This is a genomic window from Streptomyces glaucosporus, assembly GCF_039533345.1.
Classification (GTDB): Bacteria; Actinomycetota; Actinomycetes; order Streptomycetales; family Streptomycetaceae; genus Streptomyces; species Streptomyces glaucosporus.
The window spans coordinates 1-18,748 of sequence record NZ_BAAATJ010000010.1 but is presented as its reverse complement, the minus strand read 5'-3'; the positions used below and the strand labels follow the sequence as shown (position 1 = coordinate 18,748).

General features: G+C 71.1%; 11 protein-coding genes and 1 tRNA gene. 2 read left to right on the top strand and 10 right to left on the bottom strand.

Annotated features, from left to right (window positions below; all coding sequences use genetic code 11):
- Positions 1–92 precede the first annotated feature (92 nt).
- The gene (locus ABD358_RS12985; RefSeq protein ID WP_344631108.1) at positions 93–890 is read left to right on the top strand and encodes an Fpg/Nei family DNA glycosylase; all 798 of its coding nucleotides are present in this window, start codon (positions 93–95) and stop codon (positions 888–890) included.
- Between the two features lie 216 nt (positions 891–1,106).
- Here ABD358_RS12985 and ABD358_RS12980 read toward each other — a convergent pair whose 3' ends face one another.
- The 8 genes from ABD358_RS12980 to ABD358_RS12945 form a co-directional block, all read right to left on the bottom strand.
- Positions 1,107–1,490: a helix-turn-helix domain-containing protein gene (locus ABD358_RS12980; RefSeq protein ID WP_344323785.1), complete on the bottom strand. Its 384-nt coding sequence runs from the start codon at positions 1,488–1,490 to the stop codon at positions 1,107–1,109.
- Positions 1,491–1,584: 94 nt separating this feature from the next.
- Positions 1,585–2,133, bottom strand: coding sequence for a CinA family protein (locus tag ABD358_RS12975; protein WP_344631107.1), 549 nt, complete (start codon positions 2,131–2,133; stop codon positions 1,585–1,587).
- Complete coding sequence (gene pgsA, locus ABD358_RS12970) at positions 2,123–2,779, bottom strand: CDP-diacylglycerol--glycerol-3-phosphate 3-phosphatidyltransferase (RefSeq protein WP_344631106.1); 657 nt, start codon at positions 2,777–2,779, stop codon at positions 2,123–2,125. The genes ABD358_RS12975 and pgsA overlap by 11 nt, the downstream gene beginning before the upstream one ends.
- On the bottom strand, positions 2,776–4,287 hold the full coding sequence (gene rimO / locus ABD358_RS12965; RefSeq protein WP_344631105.1) for a 30S ribosomal protein S12 methylthiotransferase RimO: 1,512 nt from the start codon (positions 4,285–4,287) through the stop codon (positions 2,776–2,778). Before rimO ends, pgsA begins: the two co-directional genes overlap by 4 nt.
- 49 nt (positions 4,288–4,336) lie before the next feature.
- Entirely contained in the window at positions 4,337–5,137 is an 801-nt protein-coding gene (locus tag ABD358_RS12960; RefSeq protein ID WP_344631104.1) for a helix-turn-helix domain-containing protein, read from the bottom strand.
- Positions 5,138–5,325: 188 nt separating this feature from the next.
- Positions 5,326–8,058: a DNA translocase FtsK gene (locus ABD358_RS12955; protein ID WP_344631103.1), complete on the bottom strand. Its 2,733-nt coding sequence runs from the start codon at positions 8,056–8,058 to the stop codon at positions 5,326–5,328.
- A gap of 135 nt (positions 8,059–8,193) precedes the next feature.
- Entirely contained in the window at positions 8,194–8,871 is a 678-nt protein-coding gene (locus tag ABD358_RS12950) for a response regulator (RefSeq protein WP_344631102.1), read from the bottom strand.
- A 247-nt stretch (positions 8,872–9,118) separates the two neighbouring features.
- A complete protein-coding gene (locus ABD358_RS12945; protein ID WP_344631101.1) occupies positions 9,119–14,575 on the bottom strand; it encodes a HAMP domain-containing protein in 5,457 nt (1,818 codons plus the stop codon).
- 451 nt (positions 14,576–15,026) lie between these two features.
- Between ABD358_RS12945 and ABD358_RS12940 the strand changes: the two genes are divergently transcribed.
- Positions 15,027–17,672: a SpoIIE family protein phosphatase gene (locus tag ABD358_RS12940; protein WP_344631234.1), complete on the top strand. Its 2,646-nt coding sequence runs from the start codon at positions 15,027–15,029 to the stop codon at positions 17,670–17,672.
- Positions 17,673–17,751: 79 nt separating this feature from the next.
- On the opposite strand, the gene ABD358_RS12935 is transcribed toward ABD358_RS12940, so the two are convergent.
- A tRNA-Thr gene (locus tag ABD358_RS12935) sits at positions 17,752–17,824 on the bottom strand.
- Between the two features lie 78 nt (positions 17,825–17,902).
- Positions 17,903–18,613 (bottom strand): DegT/DnrJ/EryC1/StrS family aminotransferase, encoded by a 711-nt coding sequence (locus ABD358_RS12930; RefSeq protein ID WP_344631100.1) that lies wholly within the window; start codon positions 18,611–18,613, stop codon positions 17,903–17,905.
- Between the last annotated feature and the right edge of the window lie 135 nt (positions 18,614–18,748).

Sequence of the window (18,748 nt, the reverse complement as noted above, 5' to 3'; positions counted from 1 at the left end):
GGCACGGAGGCGGCGTCCCGCGGCCGTGCCACAGTGGAGACGGCGCAGGCACGAGCGGACGAGACGGACGGCGAGAGGGAAGGCGGATCGCGGTGCCCGAGGGAGACACGGTCTGGCGCACCGCCCGGCAACTGCACCGGGCGCTGTCGGGAGCACCGCTCGCCCGCTGCGACCTGCGCGTGCCGAAGCTCGCCACCACCGACCTCACCGGCCGCGGGGTGCTGGAGACGACCGCGCGGGGCAAGCACCTCCTCACCCGTTTCGAGGGCGGCCTGACGCTCCACTCGCATCTGCGGATGGACGGCGCCTGGCGCACCTACGCTCCCGGCGAGCGGTGGAACGGCGGTCCCGGCCATCAGATCCGCGCGGTTCTCGCCACCGCCTCCCGGACGGCCGTGGGCTACCGCCTTCCCGTCCTCGGCCTGCTGCGCACCGCCGACGAGGACCAGGTGGTCGGCCACCTCGGGCCGGACCTCCTCGGTCCCGACTGGGATGCGGCCGAGGCGCTGCGGCGGCTGCTCTCCGATCCGGCCCGCCCGGTCGGCGAGGCCCTGCTCGACCAGCGCAACCTCGCCGGGATCGGCAACATCTTCATGGCCGAGCTGTGCTTCCTGGCACGGGTCACCCCCTGGCTGCCGGTGGGAGAGGTGCCGGAGCCCGCGCGCCTGCCGGCCCTGGCCAGGAAACTGCTGGAGGTGAACAAGGAGCGGGTCCGGCGCGTCACCACCGGCGATGCCCGGGCGGACCGGAGTCTGTGGGTGTACGGCCGCGCGGGACGGCCGTGTCTGCGCTGCGGCACTCCCGTCCGCAAGCGGATGCCGGACCCGGCGGACCGGCAGCGTGTGGCGTACTGGTGTCCGCACTGCCAGGCGGGACCGTCTCCGGCATGACGACGGGCGCGCCGGGGCGTGCAGCCGCCCGCGCCCTCTGCCGAACCGGCCCCCGCGCCGCTCTGCTCACCGGTGGGACCACCACGTCCTCACCGACGCCCCCATTGGCCGCGGGCAGCCCGACGGCGTCTGCCGTACCGGGCCCGGCCGGGGCGCTGTGAACGCCCCGGCCGGGCCCGTACCGACTGTCCCGGTGTGTGCCTCGGGCCGCTCCGATCAGGCGGCGACGACGTCGACGGCTTCCGTCGGTGCCTTGATCGTCACCCGTTCGTCCGGGCGTCCGGTGACAGACGTCACGGACACCGGGTTGAGAACGGGACGGCGCATCGGCGCGGGCACCGTGTCGCTCGCCGCGGACTCCGCGAGCTCCGCGAGTGCCAGCTCGTCACTGACCTCCCGCATCAACTCGGACATCCGCACGTCCAACGCCTCGCAGATCGACGCGAGCAGTTCGGAGGAAGCCTCCTTCTGACCCCGCTCGACCTCGGAGAGGTAACCGAGTGACACCCGGGCGGACGAGGAGACTTCGCGCAGGGTCCGGCCCTGGCGCTGGCGCTGCCGACGCAGCACGTCACCCAGCAGGCGACGGAGCAGAATCATCGGTGGCTCCCTCCTAGGACCGCTGACCCGGATCCTTCATGCCCCACCGTACCGCCTACAGCCGCGGCCGTGCGGGGAGCGATGCTGTGTTCACTCAGGGCTGCAAACATCCATTCCCCCCACTGTGTTCCGTATCCTTTGTCGCCGCATTTTCCATGAGTTCGCTCAAGAGCAGCCGGATAACCGCACGGACACTCGCGTCGCGGATTTCCTTCCGGTCGCCGTCCAGGTCCAGTCGCCGCGCCACGGCACGGGGGCCCCGCTCCGGCCCTCCCGGTCCCGCGACCGCCACGTAGACCCTGCCGACCGGCTGCCCGTCCTGGGGTTCGGGGCCGGCGACCCCCGTCGTCGCCACGCCCCAGTCCGCGCCCAGCAGCCGCCGGACCCCTTCCGCCATCCGGCGGGCCACATCCGCGTCGACCGCGCCCCGCTCCTCGAGCAGGGGCCCGTCCACGCCCAGCACCTCGTGCTTGACGGCGGTGGCGTAGGCGGTCACCGAACCCCGCACGGTGACCGAGGCGCCGGGGGCCTCCGTCAGTTCGGCGGAGACCAGTCCTCCTGTCAGCGACTCGGCGGCCGCGACGGTCTGGCCCCGGTCCGCCAGCAGCTTCAACACCTGCGCGGTGGTGGCGTCACTGCTCATGGGCGCGCTCCGCCGCCAGTCCCGCCCGCCTCAGGGTCACCGCCTGCCGTACGTAGTCCAGGCCGGTACCGACCGTCAGCACCACGGCCGCGGCCATCACCCACCAGCGCAGTGTGGCGAGCGGCCCGGTCAGCGCCAGGATGTACATCCCCACGGCGATCCCCTGGGCGAGGGTCTTCAGCTTCCCCCCGCGGCTGGCCGGGATGACGCCGTGCCGGATCACCCAGAAACGCATCACGGTGATGCCGATCTCCCGGAACAGGATCACGGCCGTCACCCACCAGGGCAGGTCGCCGAGGGCGGAGAGGCAGACCAGCGCCGCTCCCATGATCGCCTTGTCCGCGATCGGGTCGGCGATCTTGCCGAAGTCCGTGACCAGGTCGTACCGCCGCGCCAGTTCGCCGTCGAAGAGATCGGTGATCATGGCGATGGAGAAGGCCGCCCAGGCGAGGGAGCGCCAGGCGGGGTCGTGTCCTCCCTCGGCGAGCATCAGGACCACGAAGGCCGGCACCAGGAGCAGCCTCACCATGGTGAGGATGTTGGCGATGTTCCACAGGCTCACCTTGCCGGCAGCGCTGCTCTTCGGGCCGCTCTTCGGTCTCACCACAGGTCCACCGCTCGCCGTGGAGGCGTGGATGTCCGTCATGTTCCCGCCTCCTCACTCTGGGGCCGCTCCCGTGCGATGTTCGGGGGCGGCTCTGCAACGAGATCCACACCCTCGGTCGCCACCACCTTCGCCTCGACCATCTGTCCCACGGAGAGCTCCGAGGAGCCGGTGAGGAAGACCTGCCCGTCGGTCTCGGGGGCCTGGTGCTCCCCCCGTCCCACCGGGCCGTCCTCCTCGTCCACCGACTCGACCAGCACCCGTACGGTCTCGCCGATGCGCTCCTCCGCGCGCTGCGCGGTCAGCTCCTCGGCGAGCCGTGAGATGTGGGCCAGACGTTCGGCCACCACCTCCGGGTCGATCTTGTCCTCGTAGGTCGCCGCTTCGGTACCTTCCTCGTCCGAGTACCCGAAGACGCCGATCGCATCCAGCCTCGCCTCGGTCAGGAACCGCTCCAGCTCGGCGAGGTCCGCCTCGCTCTCCCCGGGGAAGCCCACGATGAAGTTCGACCGGACGCCCGCCAGCGGGGCCTTGGAGCGGATGGTGTCCAGCAGTTCCAGGAAGCGGTCGGTGTCGCCGAAGCGGCGCATGGCCCGCAGCACGCCCGGGGCCGAGTGCTGGAAGGAGAGGTCGAAGTAGGGGGCGACCTTCTCGGTTCCGGTCAGGACGTCGATCAGTCCCGGCCGCATCTCGGCGGGCTGCAGATAGCTCACCCGGACCCGCTCGATGCCGTCCACGGCGGCCAGTTCCGGCAGCAGCGTCTCCAGCAGCCGGATGTCGCCCAGGTCCTTGCCGTAGGAGGTGTTGTTCTCGGAGACCAGCATGACCTCCTTCACCCCCTGCTCGGCCAGCCACCGGGTCTCGGCCAGCACGTCCGAGGGGCGGCGGGAGACGAAGGCGCCGCGGAAGGAGGGGATGGCGCAGAACGAGCACCGGCGGTCGCAGCCGGAGGCCAGTTTCACCGAGGCGACCGGGCTGCTCCCCAGCCTGCGCCGCAGCGGCGCCCGGGGGCCGGAGGCGGGGGCCACCCCGTCGGGGAGGTCGGCGGGGGCGGTCGCCGCGGCGTCGCCGACGTCACCGGCATCGCCGTGGCCCGGCAGCGCGACGGCGGCGCCCTGGCGCTCGACCGGGCTGATGGGCAGGAGCTTGCGCCGGTCGCGCGGGGTGTGGGGGACGTGCGCGCCCCCGGCGAGGATGGTCCTCAGCCTCTCGGAGATGTCGGCGTAGTCGTCGAAGCCGAGCACCCCGTCGGCCTCGGGGAGCGCCTCGGCCAGTTCCCTGCCGTAGCGCTCCGCCATGCAGCCGACGGCGACCACGGCCTGGGTCCGCCCGTGGTCCTTGAGGTCGTTGGCCTCCAGCAGGGCGTCGACGGAGTCCTTCTTCGCGGCTTCGACGAAGCCGCAGGTGTTGACGACGGCGACGTCCGCTTCGGCGGCGTCCTCGACGAGCTCCCAGCCGTCCGCCGCCAGACGGCCCGCGAGCTCCTCCGAGTCCACCTCGTTACGTGCGCAGCCAAGGGTGACGAGGGCGACGGTACGGCGTTCGGGCATGGACTCAGCCTACTTCGTCCCCGCCGCCCCTCCCGCCGTCAGGGTTTGGTCACCCCTGCTCGGGATCGCCCTTGGTGTAGCTGACGCGCTGCACCTGGCCGGCCTCGCCGACCTTGTCGACCTCCTTGCCGTTGACGAAGAGGCTGATCGCTCCGGCGTTGCCGAGCACCAGGTCGATCCGCTTGTCGTCGGTGAAGGTCTTCGAGTCCCCGTCCTCCAGCACGCCCTCGTGGAGCAGCCGCCCGTTGTGGTCCTCGGCCGAGATCCAGCTGTCGCCGCCCTCGGCGACCAGCTTGACCGTGACCTTGTCCGCCGGGGCGGCTGCGATGGCGCTCTCGGAGACGGACGGCTCCGGCTTGGGATCGGCGGGCTTGGCCGGGTCGGGCCGGTCGGCGGACTCGGGGACGTCCTCCTGGGCCACCGGGGTGTTCGACGGCTCGTCGCCGCCGCTGAAAAGGGTGAAGCCGACGAAGCCGACCACCGCCACGATCGCGGCGACCATGGCGGCGGTCCAGTTGGGGCGGCTCGGCTCGGGGCGGATGCGCTCCGCCTCGAAGAGGGTGGCCGCCGGTGTCGGGGCCGGACGTCCGCCGTGCTCGGCCTCGTACTGGGCCACCAGCTCGTCCGGGTCGAGGCCTACGGCCCGGGCGAGCGTGCGGACGTGGCCGCGCGCGTAGACGTCGCCTCCGCAACGGGAGAAGTCGTCCTGCTCGATGGCGTGCACGATCGGGACGCGGATGCGGGTGGTCGCGCTGACCTCGTCCACCGTCAGTCGCGCGTCGATACGGGCCTGCTGGATCGCCTGACCGACGGAAGGCCGGTCTTCCGAGGGGGAGTTGCCGATGGACACGGGGGCGCCTTTCGAGCGTGTAGCCACCTGCTGGATATTCAGTCTAGAGGGGGGACGGAAGGGTGGGGCAAGCGGGCGGAGGGGGTCTGTCCGCCATAGGGACGGCCCTGCCGCCCCGGGATGGACACATAACCGCGCCCTCCTCCAAGTTGACGTTTAACCAGGGGAAACGGTTGTCCCTCTCACCCTTACGAGTGAGTTTCGCCGCGGATCATCGCCAACACGTCGTCCAGCTCGTCCGGCTTGACCAGCACGTCTCTGGCCTTGGACCCCTCGCTGGGACCGACCACCCCCCGGGACTCCATGAGATCCATCAGCCTGCCCGCCTTCGCGAACCCCACACGCAGTTTCCGCTGGAGCATCGAGGTGGAGCCGAACTGCGTGTTGATCACCAGTTCGGCCGCCTGGCACAGCAGGTCGAGATCGTCGCCGATCTCCTCGTCGATCTCCTTCTTCCTGCCCTGGCCGGTCAGGACGTCGTCGCGGAAGACCGGGTTCATCTGCTTCTTGCAGTGCCCCACGACGGCCGCGACCTCCTCCTCGGTGACGTAGGCGCCCTGCATGCGGGTGGGTTTCCCGGCACCCATCGGCAGGAAGAGCCCGTCGCCCTTGCCGATCAGCTTCTCGGCGCCCGCCTGGTCGAGGATGACCCGGCTGTCGGCCAGGGAGGACGTGGCGAAGGCCAGCCGCGAGGGCACGTTCGCCTTGATCAGACCGGTGACGACGTCGACGGAGGGACGCTGTGTGGCCAGCACCAGGTGGATCCCCGCGGCCCGCGCGAGCTGCGTGATCCGCACGATCGCGTCCTCCACGTCGCGCGGCGCGACCATCATCAGGTCGGCCAGCTCGTCCACGATGACCAGCAGGTAGGGGTACGGGGCCGGCTCCCGCTCGCTGCCCTCCGGCGCCTTCACCTTGCCCGCGCGCACCGCGGCGTTGAAGTCGTCGATGTGCCGGAAGCCGTAGGCGGCCAGGTCGTCGTAGCGCAGGTCCATCTCGCGCACGACCCACTGGAGGGCCTCGGCGGCCTTCTTCGGATTGGTGATGATCGGGGTGATCAGGTGCGGGATGCCCTCGTACGCCGTCAGCTCGACCCGCTTGGGGTCCACCAGCACCATCCGGACCTCCTCCGGAGTGGCGCGGACCATGACCGAGGTGATCAGGCAGTTGATGCAGGACGACTTCCCGGACCCGGTCGCGCCGGCCACCAGGATGTGCGGCATCGTCGCCAGGTTGGCCGTGACGTAGCCGCCCTCGACGTCCTTGCCGAGGCCGACCAGCAGCGGGTGGTCGTCGCCCGCGGCCTCGGCCAGGCGGAGCACGTCGCCGAGGTTGACCATCTCCCGGTCGGTGTTGGGGATCTCGATGCCGACCGCCGACTTGCCGGGGATCGGGCTGATGATCCGCACGTCCGGGCTGGCGACGGCGTAGGCGATGTTCTTGGCGAGGGCGGTGATCTTCTCGACCTTCACCGCCGGCCCCAGCTCCACCTCGTAGCGCGTGACCGTCGGGCCGCGGGTGAAGCCGGTGACGGCCGCGTCCACCCGGAACTCGGAGAAGACGTTGGTCAGCGCCGCGACGACCGCGTCGTTGGCGGCACTGCGGGTGCGCCCCGGACCGCCGCGCCGCAGCAGGTCCAGCGGGGGCAGGGTGTAGGTGACGTCCCCCGCCAGCTGGAGCTGCTCGGCACGCGGCGGCAGGGGCCCGGCCGGTTCGGCGACCGTCTTGGTGAGGTCCGGCACCGCACCCCGCCCGGTCTCCGGCGCCCCCGGGCCTCCGGGGACCGGAGCCTTCTGCGCCTCCGGAACCGTGGGAGCCGTCGGACTGCCGGTGCGCTCGCGCTCCTCCCGGTCGGCCCTGACCCTGCTGGTGAGGTCGGCGACCAGCGGCGAGGGCTGGACGCCGTGCAGGACGGCCCCCTCCAGCTGGGCCGCCGCGGCCGCGGCCACGTCCACCGCGTCCGGGGAACCGTCGGCGGACGCGGAGCGGCGGGAGCGGCGACGGCTGTCCAGCGCCTTCTTCTCTGCCTGGAACGCGTCGTCGCCCCCCTTGCGGAGATTCGCCCTGCGCGGCGGACGGGGCTCCTCCTCCGGGTCGCCGTACGCGCCGTACTCGTCATGCTCGGCGTACTCGGCGTACGCCCCGCGCCGCTGCCCGTCGTCCGCCACCACCCCCAGCCGCACGCCGAGCTGCCGCAGCCGCTGAGGGACGGCGTTGACGGGCGTGGCGGTGACGACCAGCAGCCCGAAGACGGTCAGCAACAGCAGCAGGGGGACGGCCAGCGCCTCGCCGACGGTGAAGATCAGGGGTTTGGAGACGGCCCAGCCGATCATGCCGCCCGCGTCCCGCACCGCCTCGTCGCCCTCGCCGCGCCCCGGCGCGCCGCAGGCGATGTGCACCAGCCCCAGCGCGCCGACGGCCAGCGCGGAGAGCCCGATGACGATCCGTCCGTTGGCCTCCGGCTTCTCCGGATGCCTCATCAGCCGCACGGCGACGGCGCCCAGGAGCACCGGCACCAGCAGGTCCAGACGTCCGAAGGCGCCGGTCACCAGGATCTCGACCAGATCGCCGACCGGGCCGTCCAGGCTGGACCAGGTTCCGGCCGCGACCACCAGGGCGATGCCGAGCAGCAGCAGGGCGACCCCGTCCTTGCGGTGCGCCGGGTCCAGCCCTCTGGCGCCGCGGCCCATCCCGCGGAACAGCGCGCCGACTGTGTGGGCGAGACCGAGCCACAGGGCGCGGACCAGACGGTAGACGCCGTTGGTGGGCGACGGCGCGGGCTTCGGGGGCGCCTTCTTCGCCGCCGCTCTCTTCGCCGGTGGTTTCCTGGGCGCGGCGGACCTCGATGCCGGGGGCTTTCTGACCGAAGCCTTCTTCGCTGGCGCCTTCTTGGCGGCCTTGCCGGACGTACGTGAGGCCATGGTGCCGAGATTACCCGCGAGGGACCCACCGGACACGGGCACCCGCGGGACCGGTGGGACGGACGCGCCGTCGGCGGATCGGACGTGACACCCCGCCAGGTGCCGGCGCGGACGGGCGGACCGGTCCGCCCCCCGTCAGTTCTGCGAGGGCAGCGAGGTCGTCCGCCCGCCGTTTCCGGGGTCCAGCGCGTCAAGTGCCCGGCGCAGGCCGCTGAGTTTGCGCTCCAGGTGGGCCGCCGTGGCCACCGCCGCCGCGTCCGCCGACTCGTCCAGGTGCTTGGAGAGCGCCTCGGCCTGCTCCTCCACCGCGGCCAGGCGCGCGGAGAGTTCCGCCAGCAGCCCCGAGGGCCCCTTGGCGCCGTCCTCGTCCGGGCTCCGGCCCTCCAGCTGGAGCCGGAGCAGCGCCGCCTGCTCGCGGAGCTGGACGTTCTTCATGTACAGATCGACGAACACCGACACCTTCGCCCGCAGCACCCACGGGTCGAACGGCTTGGAGATGTAGTCGACGGCACCGGCCGCGTAGCCGCGGAAGGTGTGGTGCGGGCCGTGGTTGATCGCGGTGAGGAAGATGATCGGGATGTCCCGGGTGCGCTCGCGCCGCTTGATGTGGGCGGCGGTCTCGAAACCGTCCATCCCCGGCATCTGCACGTCCAGCAGGATGACCGCGAAGTCGTCCGTGAGCAGCGCTTTGAGCGCCTCCTCCCCTGACGATGCCCGCACCAGCGTCTGGTCCAGCGCGGAGAGGATGGCCTCCAGCGCCAGCAGATTCTCCGGCCGGTCATCGACCAGGAGGATCTTGGCCTTCTGCACCATGGCCCGTCCTCCTCGCCCCGGCAGCGCCCTGGACGCCGCCACTGGCAACGACTCCTTTGCGCCGCCCGTTCTTGTGCCGGTCATGGTAGCCCCACCTCGCGGCCCACCACACCCTGTCACCGAGATGTCACTGTGCACGTAGGTGAAACGCTGCGAGAGACCCGAAGGTTCCCCGAATACAGCACTTCACACGTAATGCACCCCGGGGGCCGGCGCACCGGCTGCCGACCCCCGGAACCATCGCACATCACTTCCCGCGCATCCACTGCGCCATGACGGACAGCAGGTGATCGGTGTCCACCGGCTTGGTGACGTAGTCCGAGGCCCCCGAGTCGATGCTCTTCTCCTTGTCGCCCTTCATGGCCTTGGCCGTCAGCGCGATGATCGGCAGCCCGGCGAACTGCGGCATCCTCCGGATCGCCGAGGTGGTGGCGTACCCGTCCATCTCGGGCATCATGATGTCCATCAGCACGAGCGCCACGTCGTCGTGCTGCTCCAGCACCTCGATGCCCTCACGCCCGTTCTCGGCGTAGAGCACCTGCAGGCCGTTCTGCTCCAGCACGCTGGTGAGCGCGAAGACGTTGCGGATGTCGTCGTCGACGATGAGCACCTTCTCGCCGTTGAAGGCGCCAGGACGGCGCCCCTGCGCCGCCCGGTCGCCGTCCGGCCGTGCCGCCTCCGCACCCGGGCGGTCCCCGTCCTGCCGCGCCGGCTGCTTCTCCGGCAGGGACACCGTGCGGCGGCGGGAGGCGAGCTCCGCGGCGGCCCGCTCCGAAGCGGGCACGTCCAGCGTGTCCGCCTCCTCCCCCGCTCCGGGCTCGCCCTCGGCGGTCCGCGGGCCCGCGGTCTCCGGACCGCCGGCCTGCGCGTAGCCCTGGGACGACGGCTCGGCCGACGTCAGGGGCAGGTAGAGGGTGAAGGTCGACCCCCGGCCCGGCTCGCTGACCGCGTGGATCTCGCCACCGAGCAACCGCGCGATCTCCCTGCTGATGGACAGGCCCAGCCCGGTGCCGCCGTACTTGCGGCTGGTCGTGCCGTCCGCCTGTTTGAAGGCCTCGAAGATCACGCGCATCTTGCTCTGCGCGATGCCGATGCCGGTGTCGGTCACCGAGAACGCGATCAGGTCGGCGTCCGGATCGCGCAGCGAGCCGGACTCCAGCATCTGCTCGCGGATCGACTCGGGCACGTCCGACTTGGCCGAGCGGATCACCAGCTCCACCGCGCCGCTGTCGGTGAACTTCACCGCGTTCGACAGCAGGTTGCGCAGCACCTGCAGCAGCCGCTGCTCGTCGGTGTGGAGCGTCGGGGGCAGCTCGGGCGAGACCCGCACCGAGAAGTCGAGCCCCTTCTCCGCGGTGAGCGGCCGGAACGTCGCCTCCACGTAGTCCACGAGCTGCACCAGCGCGATGCGGGTCGGACTGACGTCCATCTTGCCCGCCTCGACCTTGGACAGGTCGAGGATGTCGTTGATCAGCTGCAGCAGGTCGGAGCCCGCTCCGTGGATCGTCTCGGCGAACTCCACCTGCTTGGGGGTCAGGTTCCCCTCGGCGTTGTCGGCCAGCAGCTTGGCGAGGATCAGCAGCGAGTTGAGCGGGGTGCGCAGTTCGTGCGACATGTTCGCCAGGAACTCCGACTTGTAGCGCATCGAGACCGCGAGCTGCTCGGCGCGCTCCTCCAGGACCTGCCGGGCGTCCTCGATCTCGGAGTTCTTGATCTCGATGTCGCGGTTGGTCTTGGCGAGCAGCTCGGCCTTCTCCTCCAGCTCCTCGTTGGACGCCTGGAGCGCCCGCTGCCGGCTCTCCAGCTCGATCGAGCGCTCCTGGAGCTGCTCCGCCAGTTCCTGCGACTGCTTCAGCAGCAGCTCGGTCTTGGTGTTGACGCTGATCGTGTTGACGCTCGTGGCGATCATCTCGGCGATCTGGCTCAGGAAGTCCTTCTGGATCTGGGTGAAGGGCTGGAAGGAGGCCAGTTCGATGACGCCGAGCACCCTGTCCTCGAACAGCAGCGGCAGCACGATCACGTGGGCGGGCGGCGCCTCGCCGAGCCCGGAGGAGATCTTCAGGTAGCCGGGCGGCGTGTGCTCGACCAGGACCGTGCGCCTCTCCTCCGCCGCGGTGCCGACCAGGGACTCGCCCGGACGGAAGGTGGTGGGCATGGTGCTCGGGGAGTAGCCGTAGCTGCCGATCAACCGCAGCTCGTACGAGCCGTCCTCGTCCGCCCCCACCCCGATCTCCGAGCCGCTGCCGGTCGGGGCGGCCACGAAGAAGGCGCCGTGCTGGGCGGAGACCACCGGGGTCAGCTCGCTCATGATCAGGCTCGCCACGTCCTCCAGGTCGCGGCGGCCCTGCATCAGACCGGAGATGCGGGCGAGGTTGCCCTTGAGCCAGTCCTGCTCCTGGTTGGCGAGTGTGGTCTCGCGCAGGGTGGCGATCATGGTGTTGATGTTGTCCTGGAGTGCCAGGATCTCCCCCGCGGCATCCACGTCGATCTTGACGTTGTGGTCGCCGCGGGTCACCGCGGCGGCGACCGCGGCGATCGCGCGCACCTGGCGGGTCAGGTTGCCCGCCATCTCGTTCACCGACTCGGTGAGGTCCTTCCAGGTGCCGGAGACGCCGTCGACCCGGGCCTGGCCGCCCAGCCGCCCCTCGGTACCCACCTCACGGGCCACCCGGGTCACCTGCTCGGCGAACGACGACAACTGGTCCACCATCGTGTTGATGGTGGTCTTCAGCTCCAGGATCTCGCCCCGGGCCTGGATGTCGATCTTCTTGGTGAGGTCGCCCTTGGCGATCGCGGTGGTGACCATCGCGATGTTGCGGACCTGGCCGGTGAGGTTGGAGGCCATCGAGTTCACGGACTCCGTCAGGTCCTTCCACGTGCCCGACACCCTGGGCACGTGGGCCTGTCCGCCGAGAATGCCCTCGGTGCCCACCTCGCGCGCCACCCGGGTCACCTCGTCGGCGAACGACGACAGCGTCGTCACCATGGTGTTGACGGCGTCGGCGAGCTGGGCCACCTCGCCGCGCGCCTCGACGGTGACCTTCTTCGTCAGGTCGCCGTTGGCCACCGCCGTCGCCACCTGGGAGATGTTGCGCACCTGGCCCGTCAGGTTGGACGCCATCAGGTTGACGTTCTCGCTGAGGTCCTTCCAGATGCCCGTGACACCCGGCACGTGGGCCTGTCCGCCGAGGATGCCCTCGGTGCCCACCTCACGGGCCACCCGGGTGACCTGCTCGGCGAACGACGACAGCTGGTCCACCATCGTGTTGACGGTCGTCACCAGGGCGAGGATCTCGCCCTTGGCGTCGACGGTGATCTTCTTGGAGAGGTCGCCCCGGGCGACCGCGGTGGTCACCTCGGCGATGTTGCGGACCTGGGAGGTCAGGTTGTTCGCCATGCCGTTGACGGACTGGGTGAGGTCCTTCCAGGTGCCGGAGACGCCCTCCACCTCGGCCTGTCCGCCGAGGATGCCCTCGGTGCCCACCTCGCGCGCCACCCGGGTCACCTGCTCCGCGAACGACGACAGCTGGTCCACCATCGTGTTGAGGGTGTTCTTCAGCTCCAGGATCTCGCCCCGCGCATCGACCTCGATCTTCTGCGACAGGTCACCGCGCGCCACCGCCGTCGCGACCTGGGCGATATTGCGGACCTGGGCCGTCAGATTGCCCGCCATGCCGTTGACGGAGTCCGTCAGATCGCGCCACACGCCGGCCACACCGGGCACCTGCGCCTGGCCGCCCAGCCGCCCCTCGGTGCCCACCTCGCGCGCCACCCGGGTCACCTGCTCGGCGAACGACGACAGCTGGTCCACCATCGTGTTGAGGGTGTTCTTCAGCTCCAGGATCTCGCCCCGCGCATCGACCTCGATCTTCTGCGACAGGTCACCGCGCGCCACCGCCGTCGTCACCTGGGCGATGCTGCGGACCTGGGCCGTCAGATTGCCCGCCATGGAGTTGACGGAGTCCGTCAGGTCCTTCCAGGTGCCGGAGACGCCGTCGACCCGGGCCTGGCCGCCCAGCCGCCCCTCGGTGCCCACCTCACGGGCCACCCGGGTCACCTGCTCGGCGAACGACGACAGCTGATCGACCATCCTGTTGACGGTGTTCTTCAGCTGGAGCATCTCACCGGAGACGTCCACGGTGACCTTCTGCGACAGGTCGCCGTTGGCCACCGCCGTCGTCACCTGGGCGATGTTGCGGACCTGGGCGGTGAGGTTGCGGAACGCGGTGTTCACCGAGTCCGTCAGGTCCTTCCACACGCCTCCCGCGCCGGGCACCTGCGCCTGGCCGCCCAGCTCGCCCTCGACGCCGATCTCCCGGGCCACCCGGGTGACCTCGGAACCGAAGGAGGACAGCTGGTCCACCATCGTGTTGACGGTGTTCTTCAGCTCCAGCATCTCGCCGGAGACGTCCACGGTGACCTTCTGCGACAGGTCGCCGTTGGCCACCGCCGTCGTCACCTGGGCGATGTCCCGCACCTGGGCGGTGAGGTTGCGGAACGCGGTGTTCACCGAGTCCGTCAGGTCCTTCCAGGTGCCGGCCACACCGGGCACCTGCGCCTGTCCGCCGAGGATGCCCTCGGTGCCGACCTCGCTCGCGGCCCGCGTCACCTCGTCGGCGAACGTCCGCAGCGTCTCCGTCATCGTGTTGATGGTGTCGGCGAGCTGCGCCACCTCGCCGCGCGCGTTCACCGTCACCTTCTGCGACAGGTCGCCGTTGGCCACCGCCGTCGTCACCCGCGCGATCTCGCGCACCTGGGAGGTGAGGTTGCCCGCCATGGTGTTGACGGAGTCCGTCAGGTCCTTCCACACGCCTCCCGCGCCGGGTACCCGGGCCTGGCCGCCCAGCTGGCCCTCGGTGCCGACCTCGCGTGCGACGCGCGTCACCTCGGACTGGAAGGCGGAGAGCTGGTCGACCATCGTGTTGACGGTGTTCTTCAGCTCCAGCATCTCGCCGGCCACGTGCACGGTGACCTTGCGGGAGAGGTCGCCCTTGGCGACCGCCGTCGTCACCAGCGCGATGTCCCGCACCTGCGCGGTGAGCCGGGACGCCATGGTGTTGACGGAGTCCGTCAGGTCCTTCCAGGAACCGGACATGCCGCGCACCCGGGCCTGTCCGCCCAGCTTGCCCTCGGTGCCGACCTCGCTGGCGACGCGCGTCACCTCGTCGGTGAACGTGGAGAGCTGGTCGACCAGTCCGTTGACCGTGCGGCCCACCTTCAGGAACTCGCCCCGCAGTGGGTGCGTCGTCCCGTCCGGACCCTGGACCCTCAGGTCCATCCGCTGCTCCAGGTCGCCCTCGGCCACCGCCGACAGCACCCGTCCCACCTCGGAGACGGGCCGCACCAGATCGTCCACCAGCGCGTTCGACGCGTCGATGGCCGCGGCCCAGGCGCCCTCGCAGGCCCCGGTCTCCAGCCGCTCGGTCAGCTTGCCGTCCCTGCCGACCACCCTGCGCACCCGGGCCAGCTCACTGGTCAGGTGGAGGTTGCGGTCGGCGACCTCGTTGAAGACGGCCGCGATCTCGGCCATCGGGCCGTCCCCGGCCACGGTGAGGCGTTTGCGGAAGTTCCCGTCCCGCATCGCCTCGAGAGCGTTCAGCAGCCGGTTGACCGCGGCCGCGTCCACCTCGATCGTCCCGCTCGCCCGGGACCGTCCACTCCTCGTGCGCGTGCTGGCGCCTCGCGCCGCTCCGCCAGACTGCACCGTGTCCCTCCCGCTGGATCGAACGTTCCGCCCGGGCATTCCCTTCGAGCTCTCCCAGTGTTTCACCATGGTGGAACCTGGCGATAACAGTTCGGCAGCATCGCACACCGCCGACCGATCGCCTCAAGGGGGAAACACTCGTATCCGGGGCCCGCTCGCACCGTGAACGTAAGTAACCTGGCATCCGGCCGTCCATCCGCCCCGGCCCCCCGGGGCCGCGACGGCACGTGGTCACGACGGGCGACGGAGGGGCGCTGCGGTGGACGAGGCGAGTGCCGGACAAGGGCTGACCGCGGCGGCGGTGGGCGCCCAGCGCACACCTTCGGCACCGGCGCGCAAGGACGGCGCCGGCGGCTCCTGCGACGCGGGCAGCTCCAATGCCTCCGGCACCTCTGACAACTCCGGCAACTCCGGTAGTTCCGGCAACTCCGACAACTCCGACAACAGAGCCATGGGGAGAACAGTGATCACGGCGCGAGCTGCGGCTACCTTCGAGCCGGTCGGACGCTCGGTGGCGGCTGCCCGCGCCTTCGTGCGGGACACCCTCCAGGGCTGGGGTCTGGCGGAGGTGATCGACGACGCCGTGGTCCTCACCAGTGAACTGGTCACCAATGCCGTCGTCCACGCCGGAACCGCCGCCGACGTCCTGTGCCTGCACGACGGCGAGGGGAGTGTCCGCGTCGAGGTCGTCGACCGCTACCCCGACCGGGGGCTGCCCGTCCAGGACCTGGGGCGCCACTACGGCGATCCCGACCGCGAGGGGGGACGCGGCCTGCTGCTGTGCTCCTCGCTCGCCGACCGCTGGGGCGTGGAGTACACCGCCACCGACAAGCGCGTCTGGTTCCGGCTCGACCTCCCGGAACGGCCGGTCGGCACCCGCAGCGCCGGTCCCGTGCTCCCCGACAGCGCCCTGCCCGTCGCCGACGCCCGGGTGCGTGTCGCCGTGGTGCAGGTCGACAGCGGCGGCGCCGTCTCCTCCTGGAACGGCGACGCGCACGAACTGTTCGGCTACACCTCCGAGCAGGTGGTCGGCAAACCGCTCACCGATCTGACGGCCTGGCCCCAGACCCCCGGCATCGGCACCGGTATCGCCGAGGCCCTGGCCCTCTCCCGCTGGGAGGGTTCGTACGGCATCCGCGGTGCCGACGGCCGCACGATCCCGGTCTACGCCTCCCACCTGCGTGTCCGCGACGCAGGAGGCGAGCCCTCCACCGTCTGCCTGCTGGTGCGCGACCACGAACGCGCGGTGTTGCAGTCCCCGGCGCGCGGTTCGGCGTCCGACACCACGAACACCTCCGAGAGCCGTGAGCGCTCCGCCGATCCCTTCGAGATCTTCATCGGCTCGCCTCCACCGGACGATCTGGACGGCCTCCTCCAGCGCACCGTCGAGCGCGCCCGGGACATGCTCGACGGCGACGCCGCCTTCCTCCTGCTGGCCACGGACGACGAGACCGAGCTCGAGGTCCGCGCCACCACCGGACTGCCGTCCGCCCGGCAGCGTTTCGCCCGCGTCCCGGTGGAGGCCGGCACCGGCCGGTACGGGTCGGCCCGGATGCCCTCGGTCCACGAGGACCTCGCCGCGGTGCCGGGGGCGGTTCCCCTGCTGGAGGGGACGGGCATGCGCTCGGTGGTCACCGTCCCGTTGAAGGTCGAGGGACGGCTGACCGGCTCCCTGGGCGTCTCCGCCGAGGCCCCCGGCCGCTACACCAACGAGGAGGCGCTCCGCCTGCAGTTCGCCGCGGACCGGATCGCGCTCGCCGTGGAGTCCGCGCGGCTGACCGAGCTGGAACGGCTGCGCCGCGGCTCGCTCTCCTTCCTCGTCGAGGCCTCCGACCTGCTCGCCGGCACCCTCGACCGCGACCAGACGCTCGCCCTGATGGCCCAGATGACGGTTCCCACCCTCGCCTCCTGGTGTGCCGTCTACACCATCGCCGACCAGTCCTCCGAACCCGAGCTCTCCTACGTACTCCACGAGGACGAGGACCGCATCGACGGCCTCAAGGCGCTGCTCGCCAAGGTTCCCCCGCCCGACCCGGTGCCCACGCCCGGCGCCCGGGTGTGGACCGCCCCGGGCGACGCGGCGCACTCCGCCGCCCTGCGCACCTCTCTGCGCAGCCTGGGGCTGGACCAGACCGGCCTCTCCGGCGACCGCCCCTCCGCCGGCGTCACCGGCACCACTCTCGCCACCGCGGCGGCGGTCGGCGGGGAGACGGTGGTGCTGCCGCTGGTGGCCCGCAACCGTGTCATCGGCATGCTGACGCTGGGCAAGCCGACCGAGGAACGGTTCCGCCAGGAGATCCTGGAGTTGGCCGAGGACCTCTCGCGCCGGGCCGCTCTCGCCCTCGACAACGCCCGGCTGTACAGCGAGCGGACCGCCATCAGCCAGTCCCTCCAGCGCAGCCTCCTGCCGCCCGAGCTGCCCGAGGTCCCCGGTGTCGAGGTGGAGGTGATCTACCGTGCCGCGGGCGAGGGCAACGAGGTCGGCGGCGACTTCTACGACATCTTCCCCATCCGCGACGGCGCGTACGGCTTCGCCATCGGCGACGTCTGCGGAACCGGTCCCGAGGCGGCCGCGGTCACCGGTCTGGCCCGCCACGCGCTGCGTCTTCTGGCCCGTGAGGGTTTCGGCGGCCCGGCGGTCCTGGAGCGGCTCAATGCCGCGATCCTCGACGAGGGGTCCCGCAGCCGCTTCCTGACCCTGCTCTACGGCGAGCTGTGGCCGAAGCCCGAGGGCGGCGCGACTCTCAAGATCGTCTGCGCCGGCCATCCGCTGCCTCTGCGCCTGCGCCAGGACGGCAGCGTCGAGCCGGCCGCCGAACCCCAGCCCCTCCTCGGTGTGCTGGAGGACCTGGAGCTGTACGAGGAGACGCTGACCCTCGATCCCGGCGACGTGCTGTTGTGCGTCACCGACGGGGTGACCGAGCGGCGGGAGGGCTCCCGCATGCTGGGGGACGACGGTCTCGCCGATGTCCTCACCACCTGTACGGGCCTGACCGCGGGGGCCGTCGCCGCTCGCATCATGCGGGCCGTGGAACGCTTCGCCGCCGACGCGCCTTCCGATGACATGGCGATCCTCGCCATGCGTGTTCCCGAGTGACCGACGCGGGAGCGGAAGGGGACGGATGACGATGAGGCCCCCGCCTTCCGGCGGGGGCCTCATCGTCATCACTTCACTGAGCCCCAATACGGAATCGAACCGTAGACCTTCTCCTTACCATGGAGACGCTCTGCCGACTGAGCTATTGGGGCGCGGCAACGGGATAGATCATACCCGAAGTCCGCGGCCTCTCCGACCACCCCGCCCCCGGGCCTCGGAGACTCGACCGCTCAGCAGGCCGGCTCCATCAGCAGCCCGCCCAGCGCATTGCAGGCCGAGACGATCCGCTGCAGCTCACGACGGGTCATCGCCGCGTCCAGCGGCAGCGCCAGACACTCACCGGCCGCTCGCTCGCTCTCGGGCAACCAGACGTCCGCCCGGAACTCCGGCAGCCGGTACAGGGGCGTCTTCACCGGCACGTGGCACGGCACGCCGCGCGCCCTCAGCGCCTGCTTGAAGGCATCCCGGTCGGGTCGTCCGTTCCCCGGGATCCGGACCACGTACTGCTCGTACCCGTGCCGCACCCCGGTCGCGACCCGCGGAACCATCACGCCGTTCAATCGTTCGCTCAGGAATTCCGCGTGCTGCCGGCGCCGCGCGGTCTCCATCGAGGAAACCGCGCCTCCTTCGCCGGCTTCGATCACCTGCGCCCCGTGCTTCTGCGCCAACGCGCGCAGGCAGACCATGTCGGCAGGGTGCCCGAAGAGGTGCACGGGGAGCACGGCAGCGGTCCGTTCGGACAGGACCTCGGCGACGGAGGCGGGATCGAGGCAGAGGCTCCCCGGGTCGATGTCGGCGAAGACGGGCGATGCCCCCGTCGCCTTCACAGCGGCCGCCACCTCGCTACCGCAGTAGGCAGGAACGACGACTTCGTCCCCGACGCCTATGCGCTGCTCTTCGAGTTTCGACCGCAGCGTGCTGCCCAGTGTCGTCGTCCCCATGACGGCGATGCTGGCGGTGCCACGTGAACTCCCGGTGACACAACGCAAAAATGCCGTGGTCCCCGGGACGAAATCCCGGGGACCACGGCAACGAATTGTTCGGCGGCGACCTACTCTCCCACACGGTCCCCCGTG

Coding starts and splice junctions, on each gene's coding strand:
- ABD358_RS12975 (WP_344631107.1), bottom strand. CDS start 2,133: ATGAGCAGTGACGCCACCACCGCGCAGGTGTTGAAGCTGCTGGCGGAC.
- ABD358_RS12955 (WP_344631103.1), bottom strand. CDS start 8,058: ATGGCCTCACGTACGTCCGGCAAGGCCGCCAAGAAGGCGCCAGCGAAG.
- ABD358_RS12930 (WP_344631100.1), bottom strand. CDS start 18,613: ATGGGGACGACGACACTGGGCAGCACGCTGCGGTCGAAACTCGAAGAG.
- pgsA (WP_344631106.1), bottom strand. CDS start 2,779: ATGACGGACATCCACGCCTCCACGGCGAGCGGTGGACCTGTGGTGAGA.
- ABD358_RS12980 (WP_344323785.1), bottom strand. CDS start 1,490: ATGATTCTGCTCCGTCGCCTGCTGGGTGACGTGCTGCGTCGGCAGCGC.
- ABD358_RS12940 (WP_344631234.1), top strand. CDS start 15,027: ATGGGGAGAACAGTGATCACGGCGCGAGCTGCGGCTACCTTCGAGCCG.
- ABD358_RS12950 (WP_344631102.1), bottom strand. CDS start 8,871: ATGGTGCAGAAGGCCAAGATCCTCCTGGTCGATGACCGGCCGGAGAAT.
- rimO (WP_344631105.1), bottom strand. CDS start 4,287: ATGCCCGAACGCCGTACCGTCGCCCTCGTCACCCTTGGCTGCGCACGT.